The organism is Paraburkholderia flava, assembly GCF_004359985.1.
GTDB lineage: Bacteria > Pseudomonadota > Gammaproteobacteria > Burkholderiales > Burkholderiaceae > Paraburkholderia > Paraburkholderia flava.
Genome location: NZ_SMRO01000001.1, coordinates 1,663,324 through 1,686,442, shown reverse-complemented (window position 1 = coordinate 1,686,442; position 23,119 = coordinate 1,663,324). Strand labels below are relative to the sequence as shown.

Sequence of the window (23,119 nt, the reverse complement as noted above, 5' to 3'; positions counted from 1 at the left end):
CCCTTGGGCGCCTCAGCGGAGATCGTCTTGGCCGTTTCCAATCTCGTCGTGGACGATACACAAACCGATGCGGCTGCCGCTACCTCGGGCAGCTCGTTCTATCTCGCGATGCGCATCCTGCCGGCCGCGCAACGTGACGCGATGTACCACGTGTACGCGTTCTGCCGCGCCGTCGACGACATCGCCGACGGCGACCTGCCGCGCGCCGAACGCGCGGCGGCGCTCGAGCGCTGGCGCGTCGACATCGACGACTGCTATGCAGGCGCGCCGCGCCCGTCGCTGGCCGCGCTGACGCGGCACATTCACACGTTCCATCTGCAGCGCGAAGACTTCCACGCGATGATCGACGGCATGGCGATGGACGCCGCCGAAGACATCTGCGCACCCGACGAAGCCACGCTCGACCTGTACTGCGATCGCGTCGCGAGTGCGGCCGGACGGCTATCGGTGAGGATATTCGGGATGCAGGAACAACCCGGCCGCGACCTCGCTCACCACCTCGGCCGCGCGCTGCAACTGACGAACATCCTGCGCGACATCGACGAGGACGCCGGCCTCAACCGCTGCTATCTGCCGCGCGAACTGCTCGCGCGCGAAGGCATCGCGATATCGAGCCCCAGCGCGATCGCCGACGATCCCGCGCTGCCGCGCGTCTGCGCACCCATCGCCGAACGCGCGAAGGAACACTTCGCTGCTGCCGACGCGATCATGGACGCATCGCCGCGCGTGCACGTCCGCGCGCCGCGCATCATGTCCGGCGTGTATCGCTGCCTGCTCGACCGCACGCTGGATCGCGGCTTTGACATTCCGCGCACGAAGGTCAGCAAGCCGCGTGCGCGCTTGCTGTGGATCGTGGCCCGCTACGCGTTCTTCTGATGGCGCGGCTCGTCCACGTGATCGGCGCCGGGCTCGCCGGTCTTGCCGCTTCCGTGCAACTGCAGCGACGCGGCACCCGCGTCGTGCTGCACGAGGCCACCGCGCAGGCCGGCGGCCGTTGCCGTTCGTACTACGACCGCACGCTCGGCGCGACGATCGACAACGGCAATCACCTCGTGCTGTCGGGCAATCACGCGACGCTGGGCTACGCCCGTGCGATCGGCGCCGCCGACGAACTCGCCGGCCCCGCGCAGCCCGAATTCACCTTCATGGATCTCGCGACGAAGGCACGCTGGACCGTGCGGCTTTCGCCGGGTCGCACGCCGTTGTGGATCTTCGATACCGCCGCGCGCGTGCCCGGCACCCGCGCAGCCGACTACCTGTCGCTCGTCCCGCTGCTGTTCGCGAAACCCGGTCGCACGATGGCGCAGACGATGCGTTGCCACGGCGTGCTGTGGGACCGGCTGCTGCGGCCGCTGTTTCTCGCGGTGCTCAATGTCGAGCCGCGTGACGGCACGGCGGCGCTCGCCGGCGCGGTCGTGCGCGAGACGTTTGCCGCGGGTGGCCAGGCGTGCCGGCCGCTCGTCGCGCGCAACGGGCTCGCGAGCGCGTTCGTCGATCCCGCGCTGCGCCTGCTGCAGCATGGCGGCGCGGAGATCCGCCTCGGCTCTCGGCTGAAGTCGATGGTCTTCGGCGACACGGGCCGCGTCGCTGCGCTCGATTTCGGCGACACCGCCATCGATCTGGCGAACGGCGACGGCGTCGTGCTCGCGGTGCCGTCCGACATCGCGCAGACGCTTGTGCCGGGCGTACAGACGCCGCGACGTTTCACCGCGATCGTCAACGTGCATTTCGCCGTCGAACCACCGCTTGGACACCCGCCGATCCTCGGGCTGCTGAACGCCACCGCTGAATGGCTGTTCGCGTTCGACGGCCGGCTGTCGGTGACGATAAGCGGTGCCGGTCGCCTGCTGGATACGCCGCGCGAGGAACTCGCGAAGACGATCTGGGCCGAAGTCGCGCAGGCCGCCAACCTGCCGGTCGAGCCGATGCCCGCGTGGCAGATCGTGATCGAGAAACACGCGACCTTCGCGGCGTTGCCCGAAGAAGAGATGCGCCGCCCCGGCACGCGCACCCGCTGGAACAACCTTGTGCTCGCAGGCGACTGGACGGCCACCGGCCTGCCAGCGACGATCGAGGGCGCTATCCGCTCCGGCCAGAAGGCCGCGGACACCCTGCTGAACGAACCGATGGAACGCCGATGAACGATCTTTCTCTCGCCCCGACCGCTGACACCGCTGCGCTCGACGCAGCCGTCGAACGCGCCACGGATGCGATCCTCGACGACCAACGTCCCGATGGCCACTGGGTCTACGAACTCGAAGCCGACGCGACGATTCCGGCCGAGTACGTGCTGCTTGTGCATTACCTCGGCGAAACGCCGAACGTCGAACTTGAACAGAAAATTGCGCGCTACCTGCGCCGCATCCAGTTGCCGAACGGCGGTTGGCCGCTCTTCACCGACGGCGCGCTCGACGTTAGCGCAAGCGTGAAAGCGTACTTCGCGCTGAAGATGATCGGCGACCCCGAGGACGCCGATCACATGCGGCGTGCACGTGAAGCGATCCTGTCGCACGGCGGCGCCGAGGCATCGAACGTGTTCACGCGGATCCTGCTCGCGCTGTTCGGCGTGGTGTCGTGGTACGCGGTGCCGATGATGCCGGTCGAGATCATGCTGCTGCCGAAGTGGTTTCCGTTCCACCTGTCGAAGGTGTCGTACTGGGCGCGCACGGTGATCGTGCCGCTGCTCGTGCTGAACGCCAAGCGGCCGGTCGCGCGCAATCCGCTCGGTGTGCGCATCGACGAACTGTTCCGCTCGGCGCCGGTGACGACCGGCCTGTCGCCGAAGGCCCCGCATCAGAGCACCGGCTGGTTCATGTTCTTCCGCGCGGTCGACGGCGTGCTGCGTCTCGTCGACGGGCTGTTTCCGAAGTACACGCGTCAGCGTGCGGTCGATGCGGCTGTCGCCTTCGTCGACGAGCGGCTGAACGGCGAAGACGGTCTCGGCGCGATCTACCCGGCGATGGCCAACGCCGTGATGATGTACGACGTGCTCGGCTATCCGGCCGATCATCCGAGCCGCGCGATCGCCCGCCGTTCGCTCGACAGGCTGCTCGTGATCGGCGACGAAGAAGCGTATTGCCAGCCGTGCCTGTCGCCGGTATGGGACACGTCGCTTGCCGCGCACGCGCTACTCGAAACCGGCGATGCCCGCGCACAGGAAGCCGTGCTGCGCGGACTGGAGTGGCTGCGTCCGCTGCAGATTCTCGACGTGCGCGGCGACTGGATCTCGCGTCGCCCCGACGTGCGTCCTGGCGGCTGGGCATTCCAGTACGCGAACCCGCACTACCCGGACGTCGACGACACCGCTGTTGTCGCGATGGCGATGCAGCGGGCGGCGGAGCTGACGGGATCGAACGTCGATCGCGAGGCGATTGCGCGGGCGCGCGAATGGGTCGTCGGCATGCAGAGCAGTGACGGCGGCTGGGGTGCATTCGAACCCGAGAACACGCAGTACTACCTGAACAACATCCCGTTCTCCGATCACGGCGCGTTGCTCGATCCGCCGACCGCCGACGTCTCCGGCCGCTGTCTGTCGATGCTCGCGCAGCTCGGCGAAATGCCCGCTGCGAGCGAACCGGCGCAGCGTGCGCTCGACTACGTGCTGAAAGAACAGGAGGCCGACGGCAGCTGGTACGGCCGCTGGGGGATGAACTACATCTACGGCACGTGGAGCGCGCTGTGTTCGCTGAACGCGGCCGGCATCGCTCACGACGATCCGCGGATGCGCCGCGCGTCGCAATGGCTCGTGTCGATCCAGAACGACGACGGCGGCTGGGGCGAAGACGGCACCAGCTACAAGCTCGACTATCGCGGCTACGAACGCGCGCCGAGCGTCGCGTCGCAGACCGCATGGGCGCTGATGGGCCTGATGGCGACCGGCGACGTCGGGCATCCGGCAGTGGCGCGCGGCATCGACTACTTGATGCGCGAGCAGCGCGAGCACGGGCTGTGGGATGAAACGCGTTTCACCGCGACGGGCTTCCCGCGCGTGTTCTATCTGCGCTACCACGGCTATCGCAAGTTCTTCCCGCTGTGGGCGCTCGCGCGCTATCGCCAGATGAAACGCGACGGCGCGACGCGCGTCGTCGTCGGGGTGTGACGGCGGACGCGCGGCGTACCGGCGCCGACGGCGGCATGCTGCCCGTCATCGCGGTGACCGGCATGGCGTTCGAGGCGCGCATCGCGCGCGGCGCCGGTGTCGACGCGGTGTACGCGGCACGCGCCGATCTGCTCGAGCGTGCGCTGAGCGAGGCAGTGGCGCGCGGCTGCGCGGGCATCGTCAGCTTCGGTACGGCGGGCGGTCTCGATCCGTCGCTCGTGCCGGGCACGCTGATCGTCGCCGATGCCGTCGAGGGGCCGTTCGGCCGCCTCGTGACCGATCCACTGTGGAGCGAACAGATCGCCGCGTCGCTGGCCGCGACGCCGCTGGGCGCGCGTCTGCGGCGTGGCCTGCAGGCGGCGGTGACGGCGCCGCTCGTCAGTGCCGCCGACAAGGCTGTGCTGCATCGTTCGTCGGGCGCGCTCGCCGTCGATATGGAATCGCACCTCGCCGGCGCGATCGCAGCCGCGCATGGGCTGCCGTTCGCAGTGTGCCGCGCGGTCGTCGATCCGGCAGCGACGACGCTGCCGTCTGCCGCAACGGCCGGTCTGCGCGACGACGGCACCACCGCGCTCGCGCCGATCCTGCGCGAACTGATCCGCCAGCCGTCGCAGCTCGGCGCGCTGATCCGCCTCGCGGGCGATGCGCGCGCCGCGAAGACATCGCTGATCCAGGCGCGTCATGCGCTCGAACGGGACGACGCGTTCCGGCCGCTGCGGTGATCTTTAATCAAGCCCACATCTTGATAGTCTAGGGAAAACCCTTATCTCCGTTATAATGCTGGCGTTAACCTTGGATCGGTCGCCGCACGCCGATCGCCTCACCGCACGGACGGAGCCATGAATTTCCACACCCGCAAATGGGTCAAGCCCGAAGACCTGAACCCGAACGGCACGTTGTTTGGCGGCAGCCTGCTGCGCTGGATCGACGAGGAAGCGGCGATCTACGCGATCTGCCAGCTGGACAATCAGCGCGTGGTCACCAAGTTCATGTCGGAGATCAACTTCGTCAGCTCGGCGCGTCAGGGCGACATCATCGAACTCGGGATGACCGCCACGCACTTCGGCCGCACGTCGCTGACGCTGCGCTGCGAAGTGCGTAACAAGATCACGCGCAAGAGCATCCTGACCGTCGAGAAGATGGTGTTCGTGAATCTCGACGAACAGGGCAATCCTGCGCCGCACGGCCAGACGCGTATTCGCTATGCGGACGAGGCGTTTGCGCAGCGCCACGACTCGGCAGCCGTCGATCTGGTGGAAGAAACGTCGCCCGTCGAAGCCGACACCGTCCATTGACCGCTGCACATCGCGACCGGCGATGCGCGAAACAGAACGCGAAAAAGTAAGGCCCGGCAAGCTCATCGAGCTTGCCGGGCCTTTTGCATTCTCCGACAGACAGTACGTTACTGCACAGCCGGTGTCGACGCAGGTGTCGGGCTGCTCGCCGCATCGCCCGGATCGGCGTAGTTCGGCACGTTGGCCGGCGGTTGCGCACTGCCGTTGCTACTGTTGCTGCTCGCAGGCGAACTCGCCCCTGCTGCCGGTTTCGCAGCCGGCTCGCTCGCACCTTCACCCGGATCCGCGTAATCGGGCACACCCGCCGCACCCGCAGGCGCCACACCCGAAGCCGGCGCGGCCGCGCCCGGCGCATCCGGATCGCCATAATCCGGCAGCGGCGCCGCCGTCGCACCACCTTGCTCCACACGCGCGCGACGCTGCTGCGTGAACGCGTCGCGAACGAACGAATACTTGTCGAGCGCGGCCGCCTGCAGCAGATCCGACGCGCCGAGCAGATCGGAGCGCTTGCTCACGAACTGCGCGACATACAGCGGATTGCGCAACGCCGGCTCCATGTAGTTCAGCGGATTGAACCGCACGTCGACCGCGAGGCCGATGCCGTCGCGAACCGAACTCGGCCCGAACAGCGGCAGCACGAGGTACGGGCCGGCCGGCACGCCCCAGTGACCCAGCGTCAGGCCGAAGTCCTGGTTGTGCTTCGGCAGGCCGGCGGGCGTCGCCCAGTCGAGCAGGCCGCCGATCCCGAACGTCGAGTTGAACGCGAAGCGCATGATGTCTTCGGTCGCGTCGGTGATCTTCAGCTGCAGCAGGTTGTTTGCCGCATTGCTGAGGTCGCCGAGGTTCGAGAAGAAGTTGCTGATCGCCGTGCGGATCGGTTGCGGCGTCACTTTCTCGTAGCCCTTCGCGACCGGGACGGCGATGTTCTGGTCGATCGTATCGTTGACCTTGAAGATCGCGCGGTTCACCGGTTCGAACGGGTCGCCCGGCTTGCGGTTGGGGCCCGTCGCACAGCCGGTGACGAGGCTCGCGGCGAGCAGCGCCACAGCGGCGTTTTGCATCTTCATCCGTCAATCCCTTGCAATTGTTTGGTGACGCGCTTCGCGCGCGGTTTGCCCATCAGCACCGGCTGGAACACGACCGCACCGATCAGCGTGCAGAGCAGCGACAGCGCCAGCAATCGTCCCATGCTCGACGTACCGGGGTGGTGCGACAGCCACAGGCTGCCGAACGCGGTCGCCGTGGTCGCGGCACTGAACATCACGGCGTGCGTGAGGCTCGACTGCAGCAGGCCAGTCTGGCCGCTGCGCCATGCCATCACGAAGTAGATCTTGAACGCGACGCCGACGCCGAGCATCAGTGGAAGCGCGATGATATTCGCGAAGTTGAGCGGCATGCCGAAAACCACGCAAAGCTCAAGGGTCACGATCGCCGATACCAGCAGCGGAATCAGCGTGCGCAGCACGTCGCCGAAACGTCGCAGCGTGAGCCATAGCAGGATCGTGATCGACAGCACCGACCAGCAGGCGGCCTGCAGGAACGCCTTGATGATCGTGTCGGCCGAATGCAGGATGGAGATAGGCCCGCCGATCGCGCCGGGTTCCGCCGCCTTCACCGCATGCGCAAAGCGGCGCAGCACGGTGTCGTCGCCGGGGTCTGCTCCCGGTGCGATCTTCGGCGAGATGTCGATGAGCGCCTGGCCGTTGGGCGCGATCCAGTCGCGGGCGAGCGTCGGCGGCAGCGTCTCGCGCGTGATCGCCGTGGGCTGCAGCAGCGTGGCCAGTTGCGCGAGCGCGAGCTTCAACGGCTCGGACATCGCCTTTTCGGCGCGGTCGCGGGTCGCGACGTCGGCGGCGGCGAGTTTCGCGAGCGTCGCCGACAGATGCTGCGCTTCGGCCGCGCCCGGGCCGGGATGGTCGTCCGCGGCGAGCGACAGCTGGTTCGCCGCGCGCTTGAGCGCCGCGACGCGTATCGCGTCGGTGGCGGGCGGCGCGGGTGTCTGCGTGAGCGCGGGCAGCAGCAGTTGCGCGGCGTTGCCGATCAGTGCGATTTTTTGCGGCTGGTCGGGCGGGATGAAAGTGGCCAGCGTCGTGATGCGACCCACTTCAGGCAATGTGGACAGATGCGCGACGATCCGGTCCGCGTCCGCGAGCGACGGCGCGAGCACGTGCACGTCGTTGACGGCGGCTTCCGGCGAATCCTTCAGCGACAGCAGCGTCGCCATCGATTCGGTATGCGGGTCTTTCAGATGCAGCGGGTTGAAGTCGAAGCGCAGATGCGTGAGCAGCGGCAACGCGCCGATCACGACGATCAGCGTGCCGATCAGCACGGGCTTGCGATGCTTGTCGAGAAAATCGTCGACTGGCGCGAGTTGCCGGAAGCCGGGCGAAGCCGCCTCGCCGCGCGGATTGAGCACCTTGATCAGCGCGGGCAGCAGCGTCATGTTGGTCAGATACGCGACGAACATCCCGACGCCCGCGATCTTGCCGAGCTCCGACACGCCGCGATACGCGGTCGGCAGAAACGAAAAGAAGCTTTCCGCGACGGCGATCGCCGCGAGCGTCAACGGCACGCCGATGCTGTACGCGGTGTTGACCAGCGCGGCCGGCAGCCGGTCGTCGCGATGGCGCTCCTCGCGATACTTCACGCCGAACTGCACGCCGAAGTCGACCCCGAGCCCGACGAACAGCACCATGAACGCGACCGAGATCATGTTCAGCGCGTCGACCATCATTAGCCCGAGCGCGGCGGTGATCGCGAGCCCGACGAACAGCGTGATGAAGACCGCGACGATCAGCTTGCCCGAGCGCAGCGCGAGCCACAGGATCACCAGCACGACGAACGCGGTCACGATGCCGTTCAGCGCGGCGCCGTCCTCGACTGACGCGAACTCTTCGTCGGCGAGCGGCTGTGCGCCGGTCAGGCGAACCTGCGCACCGTAGCGCGCGGTCAGATCGAGCGACGCGGCGGTCGCGCGGATCGCCGCCGATGCACGCGCGCCCGGTTCGAGCGCACCGTAATCGACGACCGGCTGCACCGTGACGAACGCGCGCGCGGGATTCGTCGCGACGCCCTTGTCGACCAGCGCGCGCCACGAGAACGCCGCCGGCTGACCGGCCAGCACGCGATCGAGCGTGGTCGCGCTTTGCGACAGCAGACGGCTCATGTCGGGCAGCTTCACCTGGCCGATCTGCAGCGGCAGCAGCAGCGTCGTGTTGAGCGTGCCGGCGAGACCGGTCAGGCTCGGATCGTGGGCAAGGGTATTGATCAGCGGACGCGCCTGAACCAGCTGCGAAGTCGTCGAGTCGACGTCTTTCAACGACTGAAACAGCATCCCGTTGTGTTCGAAGAACGCACCGCCTGCCGGTTGCGACACGGCGGCGAATTCACGCGTGTCCTTGCGCAGGGCGGCGGTCAGCGCGTTGGCGGCGGCATCCGCGAATTCCGGCGCCTGCGCCTCGACCACGACGAGCACGGTGTCGCCGCGTTGCGGAAAGGCCGTGTCCATCGCATCGCTGAGCGCGGACCAGTTCTTGTCCGTATCGATCAGCCGGCTGATGTCGGTGTTGATCTTGAAGTGATGGGCGACGTAGTAGCCGCTTGCGACGGCGAGAGCCAGCGAGAGCGCGATGACCTGCAGCGGATGGCGTACCGATGCGGCGACGAGACGGACGATCGAGGACTTGAGCATTAGGCGAAAGAGGCCTGGTCGCGGACTGCGTGGTTGGGAGGGCACAAGTATACCGATGCGGCACCGGTAGCCGTCGTTGGCGGCTGCGAGGCCCCGCGGGCAAAGCCGGTATACTGGTTTGCGCCGGTGGCCCTCGGTCGACCGGCGCCTTTTTTCCTGTTCTGGCGAGCGTATGAAACGTTATTTCCCTGCATTCCTGATTGCGGCGCTGATTTCCACCAGCGCCTTCGCGCAAAGCGCTCCCGACGCCATCGTGAAGGGCGCCGTCGAAGGCACGGTCAACGCGATGAAGGCGGACCCGCAGGCGCGCGGCGGCGACATGGCGAAGATCACTCAGGTGGTCGAAACGCATTTCGTCCCGGCCACCGACTTCCAGCGCACCACACGGATCGCCATCGGCAAGGCCTGGACCACGGCCACGCCCGATCAACAAAAGCAGCTGTACGAGCAGTTCCAGTTGCTGCTGGTGCGCACGTATGCCGCGTCGCTGTCCCAGCTGCGCGACCAGGACGTCAAGTTTCGCTTCCTGCCGGTCAACGTGCCGGCCACCGCGAAAGATGCGGTCGTCCAGTCGCATGTGATCAGCAACGGCGGCGACGATTCGATCGACTACCGCCTGACGAAAACGGCGACCGGCTGGAAGGTCTACGACATCAACATGATGGGCGCGTGGCTGATTCAGGTGTACCAGACGCAATTCGCAGACCAGCTCGCGAAAGGCGGCGTCGATGGCCTGATCAAGTTCTTGATCGCGCACAACGCGCGCAGCGCGGGCTGACGTCAGGCCCAGCGCAACACGCTCGCATCAAACAAAAAGAGCGCGACGGCCAGAGCCGTCGCGCTCTTTTTTATCGGCTGCGCGAAAAACTTACGCTTGCTCCGCGCGCGCGGCGATCGGCTGCATCAACTTCGACGGCAGCTTGAATTCGACCTTCTCTTCGCGGCCGGCCATCGTCGTCACATCGACGGGACCGAGCGCGCGCAGCGCATCGATCACATGCTTGACCATTTCTTCCGGTGCCGACGCGCCCGCCGTGATGCCGACCGTCTGCGCGTTCGCAAACCACTCCGGCTTCACTTCCGAGCCGTCCGCGACGAGGTAGCTCGGCACGCCGGTTTCGCTGCCGATCTCGCGCAGCCGGTTCGAGTTCGAGCTGTTCGTCGCGCCGACCACCAGCAGCACGTCGACCTGCGTGCTCAGCTCGCGCACCGCCGCCTGGCGGTTCTGCGTCGCGTAGCAGATGTCGCGGGTATCCGGGCCGACGATGTCGGAGAAACGCGTGAGCAGCGCATCGATGATGCCGCGCGTGTCGTCGACCGACAGCGTGGTCTGCGTGACATAGGCGAGCGGCGTATCGAGCGGCAGATCGAGCGTCGCGACCTCGGCCTCGCTCTGCACGAGGATGACCTTGCCGGGAATCTGGCCGACCGTCCCTTCGACTTCCGGGTGGCCCGCGTGGCCGATCAGGATCAGCGTGCGGCCGGCGGAAACGTACTGACGACCCTGCACGTGGACCTTCGTGACGAGCGGGCAGGTTGCGTCGAGCACGTCGAGGCCGCGTTGTTCGGCGGCGCGTTCGACAGTCTGTGCGACACCGTGTGCGCTGAAGATCGCGACGGCGCCTTCGGGCACCTCGTCGAGTTCTTCGACGAAGCGCGCGCCTTTCTGACGCAGGTTGTCGACGACGTGACGGTTGTGAACGATTTCGTGGCGCACGTACACGGGCGCGCCGTGTTGCAGCAGCGCGCGATCGACAATTTCGATTGCGCGGACCACGCCCGCACAAAAGCCGCGGGGCTGGGCAAGGATGACTCGCATAGGCTGGCGAACTCCGACTGACGCGGGTTTCGAAGGAGCCGGCAAGCCAGCTTTCTCGCCGCGATCATCTATTGATTGATGTTCTGACGCCGGTGTAGCAGCCGGCTGCCGAAAACTAAACGCGCATTCTAACGCTATCGGGAAGGCTTTGCTCTGGTGGCCCCGGTGCCCGCGACGACGGTCGAACGTCATCCGCGACGCATGCGCCAGGCCTCTGGAACCCTTAAACTAGACGGCCCTGCGGTTTTCTCTTACAGCCGCATTACCGATTGACTGATTGGATTTGAGGCTCGCTGGATGGAAGTCGATCACCACGATCACCACGAAAACTTTCCCGCCGCCGGCGTGTTGTTGCCGAAGGCGTTGCGGGCACCGGTCGGTGTGATCTATCGCGTCGCGCGCACCGCCGACGATATCGCCGACGAAGGCGACTGGAGCCCGGCCGAGCGCCACACGCGGCTCGCGGACTTTCGCGCCGGGCTCGACGCAGTAGCGGCCGGCCACACCGCGCCGGTTCATCCGCTGCTGTTCGACAAGCTGGCCGGCGTCGTCGCGCAATACAAGCTGCCGCTGCAGCCGTTCTACGATCTGGTGTCCGCGTTCGATCAGGACATAGACACTCCGCGTTACGCCGAATGGCCCGCGCTGCTCGACTATTGCCGGCGTTCGGCGAATCCGGTCGGGCATCTGATGCTGCATCTGTCCGACGCGGCCACGCCGCAAAATCTCGCCGACTCCGATGCGATCTGCACCGCGCTGCAACTGATCACGTTCTGGCAGGACGTCGCCGGCGACTGGAAGAAGGGCCGCGTGTACCTGCCGCAAGCCGATCTCGTGCGCTTCAACGTGACCGAGGCGCAGATTGCGCAGGGCATCGTCGACGATGCGTGGCGCGCGCTGATGGCCCACGAGGTCGCCCACGCACGCGCGATGATCGTGCGCGGCGCACCGCTCGCGCTGCGGTTGCCGGGGCGTTTCGGCCTCGGGCTGAGTACTGTCGTGCACGGCGCGTTGCGCATTCTCGAGCGCATCGAAAAAGCCGGCTACGACGTGTTTCGCCGTCGTCCGACGCTCGGCGCGTTCGACTGGTGCGTCGTCGCGACGCGCACGCTTGCGATGCGGCTGTCGCGTCGCGTCTGCGTGCGTGCGCCTTCGATCGAGGGCAGCGTATGACTCTGATTCTCTTCGCGCTGTCGTGTCTGTCGCTGTTGATCTGGTGCGTGCTGCTGGTCGCACGCGGCGGTTTCTGGCGCGCTCGCCCGGCGCCCACGCTCGTCGTGCCGCCGCGCGACGCGTGGCCCGCGGTCGCCGCAGTCGTGCCCGCGCGTAACGAGGTGGACGTGATCGCGCAGGCGGTCGCTTCGCTGCTGTCGCAGGACTATGCCGGCGCGTTTCACGTCGTCGTCGTCGACGATCACAGCACCGACGGCACCGCCGACGCGGCCCGCGCGGTCGCGTTGCAGATGCAGTGTCCCGACCGCCTGACGGTCCTCACCGCGAAGCCGTTGCCGCCGGGCTGGTCGGGCAAGGTGTGGGCGCAGTCGCAGGGTATCGAAGCGGTGCGCACGCACAACCTTCCCGCCGACTTCCTGCTGCTCACCGACGCCGACATCGGCCACCCCGTCGACGCCGTCACGCAACTCGTCGCGCGCGCCGACGCGGAGCAGCGCGACCTCGTGTCGCTGATGGTCCGGCTGCGCTGCGATTCGTTCTGGGAAAAGGCGCTGATTCCGGCGTTCGTGTTTTTCTTCGCGAAGCTGTATCCGTTCAAGTGGGTGAACAACCCGCGCAACCGGACGGCGGCGGCGGCCGGCGGCTGCATGCTCGTGCGCCGCACGGCACTCGAGGAAGCGGGCGGCATCGAATCGATTCGCGCCGAACTCATCGACGATTGCAGTCTCGCCGCGCGCATCAAGCATCGCGGCAGCGGGCGGCATCCGATCCGGCTCGACGTCGCCGCGCGCAGCGTGTCGCTGCGTCCGTACGACAGCTGGCGCGACATCTGGAACATGATCGCGCGCACCGCATTCACGCAGCTGCGCTATTCGCCGCTGCTGCTCGCGGGCACGCTGGCCGGCATGACGATCATCTATCTCGTGCCGCCGGTTGCCGCGCTGACGCTGGGGCCGACCGGTCTTCCCGCATGGCTCGCGTGGGCCGCGATGTGCTGCGCGTACGCGCCGATGCTGCGCTACTACGGACGCTCGCCGCTGTGGGCGCCGTTCCTGCCGCTGATCGCGCTGTTCTATGTGGGCGCGACGTTCGCTTCGGCCGTGCGTTACTGGCGCGGCAAGGGCGGTCAGTGGAAGGCGCGCGTGCAGGCGCCGGTGCAGGAACGGTGACGGAGTTCCGCCGATGAACCGCCTGTCCCGCACCTTCGTCTTCGCTCTCCTGCTCGGTCTCGTGCATGTCGCGCAGGCGGACGACAAGACAAAGGAAGCGGCACAGGAAACCGAACGGCAGCGCGTGTCCAGCTATCTGACGCAGAAGTTCGGCGTCGCGAAGGATAAAGCGGAGCAGATCGCGAAAGCGGTGAGCACCGCGTCGGAGAAATACGCGCTGCCGCCGGCCTTGCTGCTCGCGATCATCTCGATCGAATCGCGTTTCAAGGAAAAGGCGAAGGGGACGAACGGCGCGACCGGTCTGATGCAGGTCGTGCCCTCTGCGCACCGCAATCTGCTGAAGAACGTGAAGGATCTGACGCAGCCCGACACCAACATTGAAGTGGGTTCGGCGATTCTGTACGGCTACCGGCGCTCGGCCGGCGGCGATCTGAATGCGGCGCTGAAATCGTACGGCGGCTCGCAGGCGTATGCCGAGAAAGTGAGCAAGCGCGTGCAGGCGTTCGCGGGCGTCGTCGGCGACGTGCCGCCTGCCGATGCGACACAGCCGCTGATGCCGGCCGTCATGTCCGATGCGGTGCGACCCGGTGCGTGCGACGCGCGCTGGACCGACTTCTGCGTCGGGCCGGTGATCTGGCAAGGCAATGCTTCCGGCGCGCAAGGGCTGCCCGTTGCGCTCGGCGCGATGAATCCGTCCGGCGGTTCCGCGTCGCGTTGAGCGCGTTGACCGTGTCGAATGCTCAGCGTTGCGTGAGCAGTGCGTACAGCTGAAGCACCATGTCGGGCGAGAACGTGAACGGCACCCAGCCGTGACCCGTATGACGCATCACCAGCAGACGGTCGCCGTTCGACTGCTTCTGCACCGCCATCACCGGATTCTTCGTCGATACGAAACGCCAGCCCGACGGCAGGTTTGCCGGCGGCTCAGGTTGCATCGACGCGCGCGCGTTCGCCAGTTCTTCGATCAACTGACCGATCTGCGTGGGATGCAGCGATACGGTTTGTCCGCCGATGGTCAGCGTGATTTCGTCGCGCGTAGGGCGGCCGACTGCGAGCGTGGGTTTTTCGTCGGCAGCGGGTTCGGCGGCGGATGCGTCGGACGCATCGTTAGCCGCGGGCGCGGATTCGGGCTCGGGCGTGGTGTGCTCAGGTTGAGCAAGCGGTACAGCAGCGGCCTCGACAAGCTGGTTGAGCTGATCGACGCCTGCTGAGAGCGCGCCGATCTGTTCTTCAAGATTCATGCGATTGGTTCTCGGGTAGGACCCGCGATTTTACCCGCTGCGATCTCGCCGACGCTGTAACAAAATGCTTACCGCTTTTAGCACGCGCTTTTATCCCGCATTTGCGCGTGCCCCGCGCGTATCGAGATACCCCGCCTGCCTGAACCACTCGAGCGCATCGCTCAAGCCCTCGCGATACGGCCGCGCGCGATAACCCAGCTCGCGCTCCGCCTTCGCCGACGAGAAGTACATCTTGTTCTTCGACATCCGCAGCGCGTCGACGGTGATGAACGGTTCGCGCTTCGTGATTTTCGCGACCGCTTCCGCGCCGACTGCAAGCGGATATAGCGGCCAGCGCGGCAGCGCGAGCGTTGGTGCTTTCCGATTGGTGAGCGCGGCGATATCGGCGAGCATGGTTTGCAGCGGCAGATTTTCGCCGCCGAGAATATAGCGCTCACCGATCTTGCCGCGTTCGAGCGCGAGGAAATGACCCGCCGCGACATCGTCGACGTGCACGAGATTCAAACCCGTATCGACGAATGCGGGCATCTTGCCGAGCGCCGCCTCGACGATGATGCGGCCGGTCGGCGTCGGCTTCACGTCGCGCGGACCGATCGGCGTCGACGGGTTGACGATCACTGCGGGCAAACCGTCTTCGGCGATCATCCGTTCGACTGCGCGTTCGGCGCGCACCTTGCTGCGCTTGTAGACGCCGATCGCGCGTTCGGGCGTGAGCGGCGACGTTTCGTCGGCGGAGGCGCCCGAATTCGTCACCTTCAACGTCGCGACGCTGCTCGTGTACACGATGCGCTCGACGCCTTCCTTCAGCGCCGCGCGCATCGTCGCTTCGGCGCCTTCGAGATTCGCACGCTCGATTTCGAGCGGATCGGGTGCCCACAGACGATAGTCGGCGGCGACGTGCAGCAGATAACGCACGCCGCGCAGCGCGACACGCATCGATGCTTCGTCGCGCATGTCGCCGACGACGACTTCCGCGTCGAGCGCTTCGACGTTGCGACGCGGACTCGTCGCGCGCACGAGCACGCGCACGGCGAAGCCTTTTTGCAGCGCGATGCGCGCAACCGCCGAGCCGACGAAGCCCGAGGCGCCGGTGATAAGCACGAGATCGCGAGTCTGATCGGTCATTCTGTTTTCGAGGGTGGCGTGGAAATCGTCGGATTGTACGTGGCTTGGCGCGGCCGCGCGGTGACGTGCGCGGATCTCCGTGAAGACATACGCGAGCACATCGGTGCGCACACCTGCCGCGACGCGACTAGAATGCCGGCTTGAAATTCCGACGACAGGAGGCGGTCATGAGTGGCCCGGATCTGGATTCACGGATCGAAACGTATTACGTGCGAGTGCACGGGCTCGTGCAGGGCGTCGGCTTTCGCCACGCAACCGTGCGTCAGGCGCACGCGCTCGGCATTCGCGGCTGGGTCGCCAATCTCGAGGACGGCTCGGTCGAGGCGATGCTGCAGGGCACGGCCAATCAGGTCGACCGGATGCTGTCGTGGTTGCGCCACGGACCGCCGGCTGCGCGCGTCAGCGACGTGGCTAGCGAGGAACGCCTCACCGAAAGACGCTTCGAGCGCTTTCAGCAGCAGTGAATGCGGCAAGGCCTGCGACTTGCACGTCGCGGGCCTTGCGGTTCGATCACTTCATTTCACGTTACGCCGCGTCGAACTTCAGCTTCAGCGCGCGACCAGCAGACTTTCAGCAAATCCCCAATCCTCTTCCAGCCACTGGCTACGGCACGCGAACCCCGCGTCGTGCGCCATCGCATCGACTTCTTCGACGCGGTACTTGTGGCTGCTCTCGGTCCAGATCGTTTCGCCGGCTTCGAGCGTCACCGTGAGTTGCGCGGCACGCACCTGTGCGGTCACATGACGCGTTGCACGCAGATGCATTTCGATGCTGCGCGCGTCGCGATTGAAGCGCGCGACGTGCTCGAACGCATCGAGCGGAAAATCGCCGCCCAGTTCGCGGTTGATGCGCGCGAGCAGATTCAGGTCGAACGCGGCGGTGACGCCGATCGGATCGTCGTAGGCCGCGAGCAGCACCGGCACCGGCTTGTCGAGATCGGTGCCGAGTAGCAGCGCGTCGCCGGGCGCGAGCATCGTGCGGATATCGCGCAGGAAGCGCGTCGCGGCGAGGCGGCTGAAATTGCCGATCGTGCTGCCGAGAAACAGCACCAGCAATTGTTCACCCGGCGTGCGCTTCTTGCTCACTTCGGCGAGACCCGCGAGATAGTCGCGCTCGTAACCGACGATCGAAATGCGCTCGATGTCGCCGAGTTCGCGGCGGCACAACTGCAGCGCGGTGCGCGAAATTTCAATCGGATGGTAGGAAGTGGGGCGCTTTTTACACAGCGCCTCCAGAATGCGCCGCGTCTTGCGGCCGCTGCCGCTGCCGAGTTCGGCGACGGTGACGTCGTGCGGCAACTGCTCGACGATATCGGCGGCGTGCTCCGCCATCAGACGCTCTTCGGCGCGCGTCACGCCGTACTCCGGCAGCGCGGTGATGACTTCGAACAACGCGGAGCCCACTTCGTCGTACAGATACTTCGACGGCAACTCCTTCTGCGGCGAGTGCGTGAGACCGGCGCGAACCTCGGCGGCAAACGCGGCGGTGCTGGCGGATAGATCGGGCGACAGGGCGGGCTGGGTCATGCGTTCTCCTGTGATCGGCGGGGCGGACAAGCGCGGCGGCTGTCCAGCGATTCTGCGACGTTCGTGCGACAGCGATGAGGCGGGCGGTCGCGGCGCACGGGCGCTGCGTGGGATTGCGTCGGAGTTGCGTTGCTCGCGGACGGCAACGCAGGGTGATTTCGGGCCGGTGGCCGTATCGATGGCCTTCGGGCGAACTGGAGGTGAAGCAAAAAACGCGCTTGGCCGGCGGACGGCGACGCGCATCGAGGACGTGAAGTTATGTTCTAGTGCATCGCGCGCGGATCTGCACGGTCGATTGCCAATTCACGCTGAGCGACGGTTCATGTTGCCACATCGACGCGTTTCGCGTCGTGGAGCGGTGCGCGCGTCTTCGCGCGAACCCGTCTAGAATGCTGCGCTGATCCCGATTCGACATGCATTCGACAATACGGCGCGCACGGTTTGCCGTGATCGCGCCGCTCGCACGAGACATTCCACCGATGATTCATCCCCAACGTGTGCGCGTCTGCGCCGCGATTTCCACCGTTCGTTTGAGCGTTGGTACGACGCCTCTCCACCCATTGCAGGTCAACCGATGAACCGTCCCGAGTCCGGTCGCGGGATCGCGTTTTCCGTCGGTGCTTCTGCGTTGTTCGCGTTGATGTCCGTATATGCGACGCTGCTCGCGCCGTTGAGCGGCGTCGATATCTTCGCGTGGCGCGTTGTCTGGACGTTGCCGGGTGCGTTGATTCTGCTCGCGCTGCGCGGACGTTTGCCGCAGTTGCGCGCGCTCGTGATGCGGGCCGTCGCGCAACCGTGGATAGCGCTCGCGTTGCTCGTCAGTGCTGCGCTGCTCGGCGCGCAGCTGTGGGTTTTTCTGTGGGCGCCGTTGCATGGGCGCATGCTCGAAGTGTCGCTCGGCTATTTCCTGCTGCCGCTGACGATGGTGTTGACCGGACGCTTCTACTATCGCGAGCGCCTCGACGCGCTGCAATGGCTGGCGGTCGCGTGTGCTGCGCTCGGCGTCGCGCACGAGTTGTGGGCAACGGGCGCATTCGCGTGGCCGACGCTGCTCGTCTCGCTGGGTTATCCGCCGTATTTTGTGCTGCGTCGCAAGGTCGGCGCGGACTCGCTGATCATGTTCGCGTGCGAGATGCTCGTGCTGTTCCCGGTGGCCGCCGTGCTCGTCGTGACCGGCGGTTCGCTTGCGATCGTCGCGCCGCGCGTCGAGTTGTGGGCCGTGCTGCTGCCGGGGCTCGGCGCATTGAGTACGTTCGCGCTCGCGTCGTATCTGAACGCGAGCCGCCTGCTGCCGATGGCGCTGTTCGGCATCCTCGGCTATGTGGAGCCGGTGCTGCTGGTGCTCGTATCGGTGGTGCTGCTTGGCGAGACGCTATCCGCTGAACAGCTCGCGACCTATGTGCCGATCTGGGCGGCGGTCGCGCTTACCGCGCTGCATGGGGTGCGGATCGTGAGGCTGGAGCGCCACGCACGTAGCCTGAACGCTCCGACGTGAGTGCGCGTTACACCAGGCGCTGTACGAGCGCGCCGCAGAAGCGCCTCACTGCCCGTGATGCGCCGGCGCTCCCGCCTCATTGATCCGCGTCGGTCCCACCCGCGCCTCGATCGCTTCGCGCAACGACGGTCGCCAGCCCGCACCGAACAGCGCTTCGGCGAACACGAACAGCGGTCCGATCAACAGGCCCATCACGTCGTCGACGAAAGCCGGCTTGCGATGCTCGTAAGCCGCGTGGCCGACGAACTGAAAGATCCAGCCGATCACGAACAGGCCGATGCCGGTCGCGAGCCACGTCAGCGTCGTCATGCCGGCGAGCCATTGTCCGAACGCGAGGCATAGCGCCGAGAAAATCGCCATCATCACGCCAAGCTGCACGTCGAGCACGAGGTAGTAGAGCGTCGCGCCGACGAACAGCACCCACGCCGGCGACAGCGCGATCGTCCCCGCGCCGACCGGCCACGCCGGCCGGCTGAGCAGCACGGCGAGCGCGAGCACGATCATCGGGATGCCGATGAAATGCGTGGCGATATTGCGGCGGTCGCGGTGATAGGCCGCGTATTGGGTGAGTTGTTCGGTCAGCGTTCTCATGTGTGCCGCTCCGGTGCCAAAAACATCATAATCGCGGGCATCGGGGTTTCACACTTTCGGCTAGCCGACAATCGGGCAGAAAAATCATCAGATGACTTCGCATGCCACGCCGTCCGGGCCCTATGAGGGCGCTTCGCTGATTACCACGCTCGACCGCAGTGCGTGGTTCCGCGCCGCGCCCGACGCGCTGCGCACCGAACTGATCCAAGCCGGCCGCGTCGAGCGGTTCGCAGCCGGCGAGCGGCTTTTCATGCGCAACGATCCCGACGATGGCCTCTATTGCGTGCTCGACGGACTGATCCGGATCGGCGCGGCGAGTTTCGCAGGGAAGGAAGCGCTGCTGGCGGTGATCGAGCCGGTCAACTGGTTCGGCGAGATCACGCTGTTCGACGGCCAGGCGCGCACGCACGATGCGTACGCGGAGCGCGAGTCGGTGCTGTTTCATGTGCCGCGCGCGGCGCTCGCCGCGCTGCTCGAACGCACGCCGGCCTGGTGGCACGCGTTCGGCCTGCTGCTCACGCAGAAGCTGCGACACGCATTCGATGCGATCGAAGAGGCCGCGCTGCTGCCGGCCGCGCAGCGCGTCGCGCGGCGTCTGCTGTTGATGGCGGGTGGTTTCGACAAGCCCGGCACGCTGCGGCGCGTGCTGAAGGTGCCGCAGGAAGACCTCGCGATGATGCTCGCGCTGTCGCGGCAGACCACGAACCAGATCCTGCGGCAGTTCGAGATGCAGGGCGCGCTGCAACTGCGTTACGCGGAGATCGAGATCGTCGATGCGCGCAAGCTCGCGGAACTGGCCGATCCTCCGGCCCGCTAAGGTCCGTACGCGTTAGTTATTTAAACGGGTTGTCGGTCACGCCGGGTTTCGCGTCGGGTTCGTCCTTGACGCGTGCCGGCAGGTTCGGCTGCGCCTGCAGCGCGGCGACCACGCTGTCGAGTGCCTGTTTCAACGCGAGCGCGGCGTCGAGTCCGCGCTTATCCTTCGCGATTTCCAGCGTGCCGCTGATGACGACGCGCGTCGTGCTGTTGGACACCGTCAACGCATCGCCCTGGACGCTCAGCACGTCCGCATCGTTCGCATAGGCTTTAAACACCTTTCAGTCCTCCGGGTCGCTGATCCTTCAACGCTTCCGGGATGCCCGGAAAGCGGATGCCGCTCGCCGCTTCGAGCTCATGCACCGAGCGGATGTCATAGCGGTTCGTCGATACGTTGTCCGACACGATCGCGAAGGCGAGCGAGCGCGACGGCAGATAGACGACCTTGAACAGCTGCGTCGGTACGAGCACGCGCGTCGGTCCGATGGTCTGCAACTGCTGACCGTTGAACATCGGTCCGGTGACGACCCATGCCTCGTCGTATTTCGTCGCGAGGCGGCGCACGGCGGTTTCGATGCGCGCCCACAGTCGCTGGTTGTTCACGCGATCCTGCGGCACGACGTTCGCGAGCGAGAACGATTGTGCCATTCCTTCCTGCGTCCAGCGATTGCCCGCCGGGCTCATATGACCGCGATCGAAGCCGCTGCGTTTGTAGTCCGCGAGCGTCGCGCCTTCGCCTTCAGGCAACCGCGCGTCCTCGAAGAAGCGGTTGGTGCGCACCATGTCGCGTGCGGTGGCGAGGTGATCGCGGGTCAGATGTTCGGCGGACCACAGCGGTCCGTGCGTGATCCCCGAGTGCAGCACGGCGAAGTCCGCGTAGCAGAGCATGCGCGTCTTCGGCTGCATCTTCGGGTTGGTGAGGACGGGCCATTGCGCGTTTGGTGTGAATTGCGTGCAGGTCGGTGCCGCTGTGGCCGTCGTCGCGACCGTATGTGCGGCAGCGGCGATCAGCAGCGAAATAATCCACTTCTTCATGGGAATGTCGTCGATGAATGGGGCGCAAGTATGCGTTGGCCGTTGCGGCTTGTGCAAGTGTCGAGTGTCGTGGTGCGCAGGCGTCGAACGCAGAAATCGCACGCAAAAAAACGGGCCGCCTGGCGGCGACCCTAATGCGTGGAGACTTCACTCTACGGAGCGACTCTTAAGCAACGCTTAAACGCAGGCTTTTTATTGGTCGTCGTCGCAGCCCGCTGCGCGCAGCGCGCGTTCCGCTGCGGCGGAGGCGTCGCGATAAGCTGCGGAGTCTGGAGCGAATTGCTGCTTCTGTGCGGCGGCGCCGGCGGTGCGGGCCAGTCTGCTGCAGTTCAGTTGCCGGGCCCATGGGCTGTCGTCGTCGCTGACGATCACGAAATCGTGGGGAAAGCCGGCCGGATAGCGGACGGTGAATTCGTCGCCGCGTTGCGGGTAGGTCGTCGCGTTGTGCGGCGGATAGACGTTGAAGTCGTCGTCCTCGAACGAGGTCTCGACGATCTTGCCGTCGGCGGTACGCACCAGCACGTTGTAGCCGATCACATGATGATGGTTGTACACGGTGCTCGTGCCGTAGCGGCCGACGATCGTCGCCTGCCCCTGCTCACCGAAGCGATGAACCAGACGCACGCTGACATCGACACCGACGACCAGATTCAGCACAACCAGCGCAATGCCGAGCGGGATGATCCACAGCATGTGGCGCAGCCGGCGCCTCAGCAGCGCACCAAAGAACATGAAGAACACAACGCCAGCGGGCATCAGGTAGAAGCGCCAGCTTGCGAGTGTCCACATCATGTGCAGGACCGGTGCGAGTGTCACGCCGATGGCCGGTGGAGTGTAGGCGGCCGGATGCCAGCCGGACGGGGCGGGTGTTGCATTGGGACCGGGCACGACCGGATCGGGCGGCATGCCGGGTTGCGGGATGACGGTCGCGCCGGCCGCTTCGAGCGCGGTGCGCTGCACGCGATAGTCCCAGCCCGGCGTTGCCCGCGCAGCGGCGGTCGCGTTACTGACGTTCAGATCGACAAGGTACGGACCATGCACCGCCGACACCGACTCCGGATGCTGCGGATCGACGAGCACGCGATCGGTCGGGTCCGCAGTGCGCACCGCGTGACTCTCGGGATAGAACGGCGTGTCGTCATGCTGGCGTTTCAGCGCGGCCGCGTGATTGCCGAAATCGGACCGCTCGAAGGTGGCGTCGCCTTTGTTATCGACCCAGCCGTTCGGTTTGCCCGATGCGTCCTTCACGTCGAAGCGGCAACGCGTTGCGCTGCCCGCGTCGGCGGTGAGCGTCGAAGGCGTCAGTGTGAGCAGCGCTAGGACGTGTTGCGGGTCGATCTGTGCGCAGAGATCGGCGGCGGCTTTGTCGTTCGCGGGTCCGAGTACATGCGCGCCGGCTGCGGTGAACGCGAGCGTTTCGAGTCGCGTGGTCCAGTCCGGACGATCCGCGTGCGCTGCAGCAGTTTCTGCGTGCACGACAACCGCATCGGCGCCGTGCAGCGCGAGGATTTCATCGTGCGACACGCGGATCAGCCGGTCGTTGGTGTCGTCGGTGCGGGTCAGGAACGGCGGCACCGCATCGCCGAGTTCGCGTGTATGCCGACGCGCGCGGGCGGCGTCGGCGAAATGGTAGTAATCGAGCGACAGGGTGCCGCTCGGCGGCGCGTCGTCGGTCAATCCTTTTTCATGTGCGAGCCAGACGCAACTCGATTTGCCGGGCGCCGGATGACTCGACGTGACGCGCATCGCGTAGTGCGCTGGTGCGATCAGCGCGGCGACGTCGGCGTCGGCGTTCTGCACGAGCGTGCAGGCATCGGGATCGGGGTGATCGTCCGCTGCGGCCGCGTGGGCGGTGCAGGGGAGCAGGGCGAAGGTGAGCGAGGTGAGCGAGGTGAGCGCCAGCGTCGCCAGCGCGCGGCGTAGAAACGTGACGTCTCGGGCAGATCGTTGTCCGACGCGAAGCCGCATCCGTTTTTCCCCGTGCATCGACGTGTGCGCCGCATGAACGGGCGCAATGCACGCGACGAATTGACGGACCAGCCCG

22 protein-coding genes are annotated in these 23,119 nt (G+C 66.2%); 12 read left to right on the top strand and 10 right to left on the bottom strand.

What is annotated here, in order from left to right:
* Window positions 1–27: 27 nt before the first annotated feature.
* The 5 genes from hpnD (at window position 28) to E1748_RS07520 (ending at window position 5,394) form a co-directional block, all read left to right on the top strand.
* Window positions 28–876: a presqualene diphosphate synthase HpnD gene (gene hpnD, locus E1748_RS07540; protein WP_133646475.1), complete on the top strand. Its 849-nt coding sequence runs from the start codon at window positions 28–30 to the stop codon at window positions 874–876.
* The gene (gene hpnE, locus E1748_RS07535; protein ID WP_133646474.1) at window positions 876–2,141 is read left to right on the top strand and encodes a hydroxysqualene dehydroxylase HpnE; all 1,266 of its coding nucleotides are present in this window, start codon (window positions 876–878) and stop codon (window positions 2,139–2,141) included. The genes hpnD and hpnE overlap by 1 nt, the downstream gene beginning before the upstream one ends.
* Window positions 2,138–4,099 (top strand): squalene--hopene cyclase, encoded by a 1,962-nt coding sequence (shc, locus tag E1748_RS07530; protein WP_133646473.1) that lies wholly within the window; start codon window positions 2,138–2,140, stop codon window positions 4,097–4,099. The genes hpnE and shc overlap by 4 nt, the downstream gene beginning before the upstream one ends.
* A 35-nt stretch (window positions 4,100–4,134) precedes the next feature.
* A complete protein-coding gene (locus tag E1748_RS07525; protein ID WP_133646472.1) occupies window positions 4,135–4,821 on the top strand; it encodes a phosphorylase in 687 nt (228 codons plus the stop codon).
* 117 nt (window positions 4,822–4,938) lie between these two features.
* Window positions 4,939–5,394 (top strand): acyl-CoA thioesterase, encoded by a 456-nt coding sequence (locus E1748_RS07520; protein ID WP_133646471.1) that lies wholly within the window; start codon window positions 4,939–4,941, stop codon window positions 5,392–5,394.
* A gap of 107 nt (window positions 5,395–5,501) precedes the next feature.
* On the opposite strand, the gene E1748_RS07515 is transcribed toward E1748_RS07520, so the two are convergent.
* Together E1748_RS07515 and hpnN are read right to left on the bottom strand one after the other, a co-directional pair.
* Window positions 5,502–6,461: an MlaA family lipoprotein gene (locus E1748_RS07515; protein WP_133646470.1), complete on the bottom strand. Its 960-nt coding sequence runs from the start codon at window positions 6,459–6,461 to the stop codon at window positions 5,502–5,504.
* The gene (hpnN, locus tag E1748_RS07510) at window positions 6,458–9,085 is read right to left on the bottom strand and encodes a hopanoid transporter HpnN (RefSeq protein WP_133646469.1); all 2,628 of its coding nucleotides are present in this window, start codon (window positions 9,083–9,085) and stop codon (window positions 6,458–6,460) included. Before hpnN ends, E1748_RS07515 begins: the two co-directional genes overlap by 4 nt.
* 172 nt (window positions 9,086–9,257) lie before the next feature.
* On the opposite strand from hpnN, the gene E1748_RS07505 reads away from it, so the two are divergent.
* Entirely contained in the window at window positions 9,258–9,863 is a 606-nt protein-coding gene (locus E1748_RS07505; protein ID WP_133646468.1) for an MlaC/ttg2D family ABC transporter substrate-binding protein, read from the top strand.
* 90 nt (window positions 9,864–9,953) lie between these two features.
* Here E1748_RS07505 and ispH read toward each other — a convergent pair whose 3' ends face one another.
* Window positions 9,954–10,904, bottom strand: coding sequence for a 4-hydroxy-3-methylbut-2-enyl diphosphate reductase (gene ispH / locus E1748_RS07500; protein ID WP_133646467.1), 951 nt, complete (start codon window positions 10,902–10,904; stop codon window positions 9,954–9,956).
* 297 nt (window positions 10,905–11,201) lie between these two features.
* Between ispH and hpnC the strand changes: the two genes are divergently transcribed.
* The 3 genes from hpnC to E1748_RS07485 are packed head-to-tail and all read left to right on the top strand — an operon-like array spanning window position 11,202 to window position 13,964.
* Entirely contained in the window at window positions 11,202–12,077 is an 876-nt protein-coding gene (hpnC, locus tag E1748_RS07495) for a squalene synthase HpnC (protein WP_133646466.1), read from the top strand.
* On the top strand, window positions 12,074–13,246 hold the full coding sequence (locus tag E1748_RS07490) for a glycosyltransferase (RefSeq protein WP_133646465.1): 1,173 nt from the start codon (window positions 12,074–12,076) through the stop codon (window positions 13,244–13,246). The genes hpnC and E1748_RS07490 overlap by 4 nt, the downstream gene beginning before the upstream one ends.
* A 13-nt stretch (window positions 13,247–13,259) precedes the next feature.
* On the top strand, window positions 13,260–13,964 hold the full coding sequence (locus tag E1748_RS07485) for a lytic transglycosylase domain-containing protein (protein WP_133646464.1): 705 nt from the start codon (window positions 13,260–13,262) through the stop codon (window positions 13,962–13,964).
* A gap of 22 nt (window positions 13,965–13,986) precedes the next feature.
* Here E1748_RS07485 and E1748_RS07480 read toward each other — a convergent pair whose 3' ends face one another.
* Entirely contained in the window at window positions 13,987–14,487 is a 501-nt protein-coding gene (locus E1748_RS07480; protein ID WP_133646463.1) for a hypothetical protein, read from the bottom strand.
* A gap of 90 nt (window positions 14,488–14,577) precedes the next feature.
* The gene (hpnA, locus tag E1748_RS07475) at window positions 14,578–15,612 is read right to left on the bottom strand and encodes a hopanoid-associated sugar epimerase (protein WP_133646462.1); all 1,035 of its coding nucleotides are present in this window, start codon (window positions 15,610–15,612) and stop codon (window positions 14,578–14,580) included.
* A 167-nt stretch (window positions 15,613–15,779) separates the two neighbouring features.
* On the opposite strand from hpnA, the gene E1748_RS07470 reads away from it, so the two are divergent.
* Window positions 15,780–16,076 (top strand): acylphosphatase, encoded by a 297-nt coding sequence (locus E1748_RS07470; protein ID WP_133646461.1) that lies wholly within the window; start codon window positions 15,780–15,782, stop codon window positions 16,074–16,076.
* 84 nt (window positions 16,077–16,160) lie between these two features.
* Here E1748_RS07470 and egtD read toward each other — a convergent pair whose 3' ends face one another.
* Window positions 16,161–17,138 carry an L-histidine N(alpha)-methyltransferase gene (gene egtD / locus E1748_RS07465; RefSeq protein WP_133646460.1) on the bottom strand — a complete coding sequence of 326 codons (978 nt, stop codon included), beginning with the start codon at window positions 17,136–17,138 and terminating at the stop codon, window positions 16,161–16,163.
* 574 nt (window positions 17,139–17,712) lie between these two features.
* On the opposite strand from egtD, the gene rarD reads away from it, so the two are divergent.
* Complete coding sequence (rarD, locus tag E1748_RS07460; RefSeq protein ID WP_133646459.1) at window positions 17,713–18,633, top strand: EamA family transporter RarD; 921 nt, start codon at window positions 17,713–17,715, stop codon at window positions 18,631–18,633.
* A gap of 45 nt (window positions 18,634–18,678) precedes the next feature.
* Here the strand turns inward: rarD and E1748_RS07455 are convergent, their stop codons facing one another.
* The gene (locus E1748_RS07455; protein ID WP_133646458.1) at window positions 18,679–19,224 is read right to left on the bottom strand and encodes an Mpo1 family 2-hydroxy fatty acid dioxygenase; all 546 of its coding nucleotides are present in this window, start codon (window positions 19,222–19,224) and stop codon (window positions 18,679–18,681) included.
* Window positions 19,225–19,315: 91 nt separating this feature from the next.
* Between E1748_RS07455 and E1748_RS07450 the strand changes: the two genes are divergently transcribed.
* Entirely contained in the window at window positions 19,316–20,041 is a 726-nt protein-coding gene (locus E1748_RS07450; RefSeq protein WP_133646457.1) for a Crp/Fnr family transcriptional regulator, read from the top strand.
* Between the two features lie 16 nt (window positions 20,042–20,057).
* Here E1748_RS07450 and E1748_RS07445 read toward each other — a convergent pair whose 3' ends face one another.
* The 3 genes from E1748_RS07445 to E1748_RS07435 all read right to left on the bottom strand — a co-directional run bounded on the left by E1748_RS07445 (window position 20,058) and on the right by E1748_RS07435 (window position 23,043).
* The gene (locus E1748_RS07445) at window positions 20,058–20,318 is read right to left on the bottom strand and encodes a hypothetical protein (RefSeq protein ID WP_133646456.1); all 261 of its coding nucleotides are present in this window, start codon (window positions 20,316–20,318) and stop codon (window positions 20,058–20,060) included.
* A complete protein-coding gene (locus tag E1748_RS07440) occupies window positions 20,311–21,075 on the bottom strand; it encodes a DNA/RNA non-specific endonuclease (RefSeq protein WP_133646455.1) in 765 nt (254 codons plus the stop codon). Before E1748_RS07440 ends, E1748_RS07445 begins: the two co-directional genes overlap by 8 nt.
* A gap of 192 nt (window positions 21,076–21,267) precedes the next feature.
* On the bottom strand, window positions 21,268–23,043 hold the full coding sequence (locus tag E1748_RS07435) for a hypothetical protein (RefSeq protein WP_133646454.1): 1,776 nt from the start codon (window positions 23,041–23,043) through the stop codon (window positions 21,268–21,270).
* Window positions 23,044–23,119 lie beyond the last annotated feature (76 nt).